Source organism: Pseudomonas lactucae (genome assembly GCF_016937615.1).
Lineage (GTDB): Bacteria > Pseudomonadota > Gammaproteobacteria > Pseudomonadales > Pseudomonadaceae > Aquipseudomonas > Aquipseudomonas lactucae.
On sequence record NZ_JAFHKI010000007.1, the window covers coordinates 1 to 7,627 of the forward strand.

The 7,627-nt window shown below is 62.8% G+C and carries 6 protein-coding genes and 1 pseudogene; all 7 read left to right on the top strand.

The window, feature by feature from the left end; translation table 11 throughout:
* Positions 1-368 precede the first annotated feature (368 nt).
* The gene (locus JWR98_RS01855; protein WP_078731086.1) at positions 369-1,145 is read left to right on the top strand and encodes a hypothetical protein; all 777 of its coding nucleotides are present in this window, start codon (positions 369-371) and stop codon (positions 1,143-1,145) included.
* Positions 1,146-1,332: 187 nt separating this feature from the next.
* Entirely contained in the window at positions 1,333-2,574 is a 1,242-nt protein-coding gene (locus tag JWR98_RS01860; protein ID WP_205489198.1) for an SfnB family sulfur acquisition oxidoreductase, read from the top strand.
* Positions 2,575-2,614: 40 nt separating this feature from the next.
* Positions 2,615-3,808 carry an SfnB family sulfur acquisition oxidoreductase gene (locus tag JWR98_RS01865; RefSeq protein ID WP_205489199.1) on the top strand — a complete coding sequence of 398 codons (1,194 nt, stop codon included), beginning with the start codon at positions 2,615-2,617 and terminating at the stop codon, positions 3,806-3,808.
* Positions 3,808-5,175, top strand: coding sequence for an LLM class flavin-dependent oxidoreductase (locus JWR98_RS01870; protein ID WP_078731083.1), 1,368 nt, complete (start codon positions 3,808-3,810; stop codon positions 5,173-5,175). The genes JWR98_RS01865 and JWR98_RS01870 overlap by 1 nt, the downstream gene beginning before the upstream one ends.
* Positions 5,176-5,237: 62 nt before the next feature.
* A complete protein-coding gene (locus JWR98_RS01875; RefSeq protein WP_078731082.1) occupies positions 5,238-6,053 on the top strand; it encodes a MetQ/NlpA family ABC transporter substrate-binding protein in 816 nt (271 codons plus the stop codon).
* A pseudogene (locus JWR98_RS01880) lies at positions 6,050-7,164 on the top strand (methionine ABC transporter ATP-binding protein). Before JWR98_RS01875 ends, JWR98_RS01880 begins: the two are co-directional and overlap by 4 nt.
* On the top strand, positions 7,154-7,627 hold a 474-nt coding region (locus JWR98_RS01885), incomplete at its 3' end, for a methionine ABC transporter permease (RefSeq protein ID WP_205489200.1). The pseudogene JWR98_RS01880 and the gene JWR98_RS01885, both read left to right, overlap by 11 nt.

Consider the following 7,627-nt stretch of genomic DNA (forward strand, 5'->3'; position numbering starts at 1 on the left):
TGCGTCGGCGGTGTGTCAGGCACGCCGCAAACGCAGCCTCGCCAGGGCTCGACAGCTGCTACGGATGTCGTGTCGACAGGCATGCTCCCACACAAGCGCGTTCCTACAGGAAGTCTTCATTCCACGCTGTAAAACATCCCGCCATCTGCGTCTGAAACGCCCCCGCCCAGTCGGAACCTTCTGAATCTTCTCCAACTCGCCGTTTAGCCCTTGGCCGCCATTGACGCCCCCGCGCCAACGCTCTTATCTAACGCCCAGAGGATTGGATCCTATCCCGGCTACTCACTGAATCGTTCCTTTCAGCCCCTGCGCGCACCCGCGCCGAAGGGCTGGAACGATGGCTGCTGGCTGCATCAAGGAGATTACTTATGACGCGCACTGAAACCCCGGCGATGCTCACCGCACCGACGCTGCCCCAGGCCCTTCGAAACGGCATCAATGCCCTGGCCGCCACCCAGTTGCAAGTCGACATCGCCCCCTACCCCGGCATGGATGAGGGCGACCTGATCGAGCTGTTCTGGAACAACTGCTTTGCTGCCTCGCGCCGAGTGACCGCGAGCAAAGTCGGCACGGCCACCCACCTGCGTGTGCCGGAAAGCTTTGTGCAGGATGGCCTGGCGCGGATTCACTACCAGGTCATGCAGATAGGCTATGGCCCCGCGCGCTCGGCGGTGACCACGGTGCGGGTCAAGACCAACTACCCGGGCGGCCAACCTGCGGCGCTGTGCGGCGATGAGAACCAGAACCTTGCCCCTGTCGGTCTGCCCGAAACCATCCGCCGTTATGGCGTCAACAGTCGCCAGGTGCAGCGGGGTGTCCCGCTGACCATCAGCCCGTACCTGAACATGACGCGCGGCGACGCCATCACGTTGCGCTGGGGTGACATACGCATGGACTTGCCCAGGATCCAGGCCAAAGCGGTTGGCATGGCGGTACAGGTCTGGGTGCCTTCAAGCATGATTGTCGACGCTGGCGACGACTGCCGGCTTGAGGTGACTTACTGCATCCTGGACCGCGTCGGCAACAATTCGCGCTGGGCGCCGGCCCGCATGCTACGCATTGCCGCATGCGCGCCAATGCGCCCAGCCAAGGCCGCGCGGAGCTATCAACCCCGCCCTCTCGGCTCCCCCTGCGAACCAGGGTGACCGTCCTTCTATGCATATTCCCAAAAGTTAGTTTATTTAATTATTTAACACGTTTAGGGTATATGAACCGGACCACCGGACATCTCTGATTTTTCTGTTTTTATTTCATTGAATGCGAGGTCGGTATGGTCAGGATCACCCCGGTGCATAACGCCAGGGCATTACGTGCAGCCAAGGAGCGGCGCTGATGTCTAACTTGGCTCTAACATCCCCCCAGAGTGATCTGGATATCGCCCCCCTGCTGTTGCCGGCCACCGTGCTGCGCAACGATGCAGAGGCGCTCGACGCAGCCCATGCGCTGGCCCAGGCCGCGCGCCTGCAGGCCGCCAAGCGCGACCAGCAACGCCAGTTGCCGTGGGCGCAGCTTGAACAGTTCACCCGCAGTGGGCTGGGCAGTATTTGCATTCCCCGCGAGTACGGCGGCCCACAGGTTTCGTTCGTGACCCTGGCCGAGGTGTTCGCGATCATCAGCGCGGCAGACCCGGCGCTCGGGCAGATCCCGCAGAACCATTTCGGCATCCTGCACCTGTTGCAGGGCACTGCCACCGAACGCCAGAAAAAGCAGCTGTTCCAAAGCGTGCTCGACGGTTGGCGCATCGGCAACGGCGGCCCGGAGCGCGGCACCAAAAACACCCTGCAGCTCAAGGCGCGCATCACCGCCCAGGGCGATGGTTATGTGCTCAGCGGCCAAAAGTTCTACTCCACCGGCGCCCTGTTTGCCCATTGGGTGGCGATCAAGGCTTTGAACGATGACGGCAAGCAGGTCATGGCCTTTGTGCGCCGTGGCACCCCAGGGCTGCGCATCGTGGATGACTGGTCAGGCTTTGGCCAACGCACCACCGCCAGCGGCACCGTGCTGCTGGACCGGGTGTCGGTGGACGCCGAACTGGTGGTCGACAACTGGCGCATCGGCCAAAGCCCGAACATCCAGGGCGCCGTCTCGCAATTGATCCAGGCCGCCATCGACGCCGGCATCGCCCGTGGTGCGCTGGATGACACCCTCGCCTTCGTGCGCGAACGTTCACGGCCATGGATCGACGCCAAGGTCGAACGCGCCAGCGATGACCTTTATGTGATCGCCGATATCGGCAGGCTGAAGATCGAACTGCACGCCGCCGAAGCGCTGCTGCGCAAGGCCGGCCAGGTGCTGGACCAGGTCAGCGCCGCGCCGATCACCGCGCAGTCCGCGGCCCGTGCATCCATCGCGGTGGCCGAGGCCAAGGTGCTGACCACCGAAGTGTCGTTGCTGGTCAGCGAAAAGCTTTTCGAGCTGGCCGGCAGCCGCGCCACCCTCGCCGAATTCAACCTCGACCGTCACTGGCGCAACGCCCGGGTGCACACGCTGCATGACCCGGTGCGCTGGAAATACCACGCAATCGGCGCCTATCGGTTGAACGGCACGTTGCCGGCTCGCCATTCCTGGATCTGACCGACCAGAACACTTTTCCACGAGATTCTGGAGCACATACATGAATTTCTCTGCAAACGTCGCGGTCATCACCAGCGATGAACACGCCCTCGTTGTCGCCAGCGACCTGGCCGAAGACTTGCGTCGCGACAGCGCCCAGCGCGACCGCGAGCGGCGCCTGCCACTGCCCGAGCTGGATGCGTTTTCCCGCTCCGGCCTGTGGGGCATCAGCGTGCCAAGGGCCTTCGGCGGCGCCGGCGTGTCCAACGTCACCCTGGCCAAGGTCATCGCACTGATCGCCCAGGCCGACGCCTCGCTGGGGCAGATTCCGCAAAACCATTTCTACGCGCTGGAAGTACTGCGCGTGAACGGCAGCCCGACGCAGCAACGACGTCTGTACGCCGAAGTCCTTGCCGGCCAGCGTTTGGGCAACGCGTTGGCGGAACTGGGAACCAGGACCGCCCATGATCGCATCACCAAACTGACCCGTGACGGTGACGGATTTCGCATCACCGGCCGCAAGTTCTACGCCACCGGCGCGCTCTACGCACAGCGCATCCCCACCTCGGTGGTGGATGATCACGGCGTGCAGCAACTGGCCTTCGTGCCCCGCGACAGCGAAGGTCTGAGCGTGATCGACGACTGGAGCGGCTTCGGCCAGCGCACCACCGGCAGCGGTTCGGTGGTATTCGATAACGTGTGGGTCGCCGCCCACGACGTGGTCCCCTTCCAGAGCGCCTTCGAACGCCCGACCACCGTCGGCCCGCTGGCGCAGATCCTCCATGCCGCCATCGACACCGGTATCGCCCGCGCCGCCTTTGAGGATGCGCTGCACTTCGTGCGCACCAAGACCCGTCCGTGGATCGACTCCGGCAGCGACCAGGCTACCGAAGACCCGCTGACGCTCAAGAGCTTCGGCCACCTGAGCATCCGCCTGCACGCCGCCGAAGCTTTGCTGGAGCGCGCCGGTGAGTTTCTTGACCTGGCCCAAGCCGACAGCAATGCCCAAACCGTCGCCGCCGCCTCGATTGCCGTGGCCGAAGTCCGCGCCTTGAGCACCGAAATCTCCCTGGCCGCCGGCAGCACCCTGTTCGAACTCGCCGGCAGCCAGGCAACCCTGGCCGAGCATGGCCTGGACCGCCACTGGCGCAATGCCCGCGTGCACACCCTGCATGACCCGGTGCGCTGGAAGTACCACGCCGTGGGCAATTACTACCTCAATGATGAACACCCGCCGCTGCGGGGGACGATCTGATGGCGCAGCCTTTGAAAACGAAGAAAAAGATCCTGCTCAATGCCTTCAACATGAACTGCATCGGGCATATCAACCACGGATTGTGGACCCACCCACGGGACACCTCGACCCAGTACAAAACCATCGAGTACTGGACCGACCTGGCGCAAACCCTGGAGCGCGGGCTGTTCGACGGTTTGTTCATCGCCGACATCGTCGGCGTGTACGACGTCTATCAGCACTCCATCGACGTGCCGCTCAAGGAGTCGATCCAACTGCCGGTCAACGACCCGTTGCTGCTGGTTTCGGCGATGGCCGCCGTGACCAAACACCTCGGTTTCGGCCTCACCGCCAACCTCACCTATGAGCCGCCATACCTGTTCGCCCGGCGCATGTCCACGCTGGATCACCTGAGCCGTGGCCGGGTGGGCTGGAACATCGTCACCGGCTATCTCGACAGCGCCGCCAAGGCCATGGGCCTTACCGAGCAGGTCGAACATGACCGGCGCTACGACCAGGCCGATGAGTACCTGGAGGTGCTGTACAAGCTCTGGGAAGGCAGCTGGGAAGACGACGCCGTGATTAACGATCCGCAAGCACGGGTCTATGCGCAGCCGGGCAAGGTGCACAAGGTCGAGCACCACGGCGAGTTCTATCAGGTGCAGGGTTATCACCTGTGCGAACCCTCGCCGCAGCGTACGCCGGTGCTGTTCCAGGCCGGCAGTTCCGACCGCGGTTTGCTGTTCGCCGGGCGACATGCCGAGTGCGTGTTCATCAGCGGGCAGAACAAAGCCGCGACCAAGGTACAAGTGGACAAAGTACGCGCCAGCGCGGTCGAGGCCGGGCGCAACCCGGACGACATCAAGCTGTTCATGGGCCTTAACGTGATTGTCGCCGCCACCGAGGAACTGGCCTGGGCCAAGCACGCCGAGTACTTGAGCTACGCCAGCGCAGAGGCCGGCGTGGCGCATTTCTCGGCGTCCACTGCGATTGATTTTGCCGAGTACGAACTGGACGAACCGATCCAGTACGTCAAGAGCAACGCCATCCAGTCGGCCACCAAGAACCTGCAGAACAATGACTGGACCCGGCGCAAATTGCTCGAACAGCACGTCCTGGGCGGCCGCTATATCACTCTGGTGGGTTCGCCCGAGCAGGTGGCCGATGAGCTGGAGTCCTGGATCAGCGAGACCGGCCTGGATGGCTTCAACCTGACGCGCATCGTGACGCCGGAAAGCTATGTGGACTTTATCGACCTGGTGGTGCCGGAACTGCAGAGGCGGGGGTCGTACAAGACTGAATATGAGCGCGGCACGCTACGGGAAAAAGTCTTCCATGGCACGGCGCGATTACCCGAACAACACACCGGTTCTACCTACCGACACTGATCGAAAAATGTGGGAGGGGATCTCCATTTTTTGCACCCATAACTTATGACTGGAAATCGATTATGAAAAAAATATTGCTCTCTCACCCAGTCAAAGCACTGGCCCTGGCCCTCGGGTTGTTCAGCTCGGCGGTATTCGCCGCCGATGCGCCGCTGAAAGTCGGCACCACCGCCGCCTTCGCGATTCCCCTGGAAGCCGCCGTGGCCGAAGCCGACAAGCAAGGCCTCAAAGTCGAACTGGTGGAGTTCACCGACTGGATCGCGCCCAACGTCAGCCTGGCGGCCGGCGATATCGATGTGAACTACTTCCAGCACATCCCCTTCCTGGAAAACGCCAAGGCCGCCGCCGGGTTTGACCTGGTGCCGTTCGCGCCGGGCATCATCAACAACGTCGGGCTGTATTCGAAGAAGTACAAAAGCTTCAACGACCTGCCCGAAGGCGCCAGCGTGGCCATCGCCAACGACCCGATCAACAGCGGTCGCGGCCTGCAACTGCTGGCCAAGGCCGGGCTGATCACGCTCAAGCCGGGCGTGGGCTACAAGGCCACCGAAGAAGACATCGTCGCCAACCCGAAAAAGATCAAGATCCTGCAAGTGGAAGCCGTGCAACTGGTGCGCGCCTATGACGACGCCGACCTGGTGCAGGGCTACCCGGCATACATCCGCCTGTCCAAGACCTTCGATGCCGAATCGGCGCTGCTGTTCGATGGCCTCGATCACCCGGAATACGTGATCCAGTTCGTGATCCAGCCCAAGAGCAAAACCGACCCTCGCGTGATCAAGTTCGTCGACATCTACCAGCACTCACCCGTGGTGCGCGCGGCATTGGATAAATCCCTGGGCAAGCTCTACCAGGTCGGTTGGGAAGCTAAAAAATGAGCGCCGCCAACGCCCGACTGCGCGACCTGGGCACCACGCCCAGGGACGCCGAGCAGACTGAACTGCATCCGGACTTGAACCGTGCCCACGTGCGCTTTATCAATCTGGGCAAAACCTACGACGGCCAGGTGCACGCGCTGCAAGGCATCGACCTGGCGATCCAGCACGGTGAAGTGTTCGGCATCATCGGCCGCAGCGGCGCCGGTAAATCCTCGCTGATCCGCACCATCAACCGCCTGGAACAACCCAGCAGCGGGCGCGTGCTGATCGATCAGGTGGACATCGGCGATTTCGACGAAGACCACCTGGTGGCGCTGCGTCGACGCATCGGCATGATCTTCCAGCACTTCAACCTGATGTCGGCCAAGACGGTGTGGCAGAACGTCGAGCTACCGCTCAAAGTTGCCGGCGTGCCCAAGCCCCAGCGTGAACAAAAGGTGCGCGAACTGCTGGAACTGGTGGGCTTGCAGGACAAGCACAAGGCTTACCCGTCGCAACTCTCCGGTGGGCAGAAACAACGCGTGGGCATCGCCCGTGCGCTGGTGCACGACCCTGAGATTCTGCTGTGCGACGAAGCCACGTCGCGCTGGACCCGGAAACCACGCAATCGATCCTCGGCCTGCTGCGTGAGATCAACCAGCGCCTGGGCTTGACCATCGTGTTGATCACCCATGAGATGGCGGTGATCCGCGACATCTGCGACCGCGTGGTGGTGCTGGAGCACGGGCACATCGTCGAGCAAGGCCCGGTGTGGGAAGTGTTTGGCAACCCGCAGCACGAGGTCAGCAAAACCCTGCTGGCACCGTTGCAACATGGACTGCCGCAAGAGCTGCAAAACCGTCTGCATCCCACGCCGCCATCGCCTGACGCGGCCGTGGTGCTGCGCCTGCAACTCACCGGCAATGGCCGCGACGAACCGGACCTGGCCGCGCTGTTCAGTGCCCTGGGTGGGCGCGTCCGCCTGCTGCAAGGCGGTGTGGAACGTATCCAGGGGCATGCGCTTGGGCAACTGTTGCTGGCGGTGAATGGCTCAACACACAGCGCCGAGGAATTGCGCACGCGCGCGGCGAACTGGGCACAACAGGTGGAGGTGCTGGGCTATGTGGTTTGATCGTTTAGTACAGGGCGCCATCGACACCTTGTTGATGGTCGGCGTGTCGTCGCTGATCGCGTTGCTGGTGGGAATTCCGCTGGCGGTGTTTCTGGTCACCAGCGACAAGGGCGGCATCTATCAGGCACCGGCGTTGAACCGCGTGCTGGGGGCGTTCGTCAATCTGTTCCGTTCGATTCCATTTCTGATCCTGATGGTGGCGCTGATCCCGTTCACCCGCCTGATCGTCGGCACCACCTATGGCGTGTGGGCGGCGGTTGTACCGCTGACCATCGCCGCCACGCCGTTCTTCGCACGCATTGCCGAGGTGAGCCTGCGCGAGGTCGACCACGGCCTGATCGAAGCCGCGCAAGCCATGGGTTGCCGGCGCTGGCACATTATCTGGCATGTGCTGTTGCCCGAGGCGCTGCCGGGGATTGTCGGCGGGTTCACCATCACCCTGGTGACCATGATCAACTCGTCG

What these genes read in the sequence shown, in the direction of transcription:
- JWR98_RS01855 (WP_078731086.1), top strand. Translation starts at nt 369, where the DNA reads ATGACGCGCACTGAAACCCCGGCGATGCTCACCGCACCGACGCTGCCC.
- JWR98_RS01860 (WP_205489198.1), top strand. Translation starts at nt 1,333, where the DNA reads ATGTCTAACTTGGCTCTAACATCCCCCCAGAGTGATCTGGATATCGCC.
- JWR98_RS01865 (WP_205489199.1), top strand. Translation starts at nt 2,615, where the DNA reads ATGAATTTCTCTGCAAACGTCGCGGTCATCACCAGCGATGAACACGCC.
- JWR98_RS01870 (WP_078731083.1), top strand. Translation starts at nt 3,808, where the DNA reads ATGGCGCAGCCTTTGAAAACGAAGAAAAAGATCCTGCTCAATGCCTTC.
- JWR98_RS01875 (WP_078731082.1), top strand. Translation starts at nt 5,238, where the DNA reads ATGAAAAAAATATTGCTCTCTCACCCAGTCAAAGCACTGGCCCTGGCC.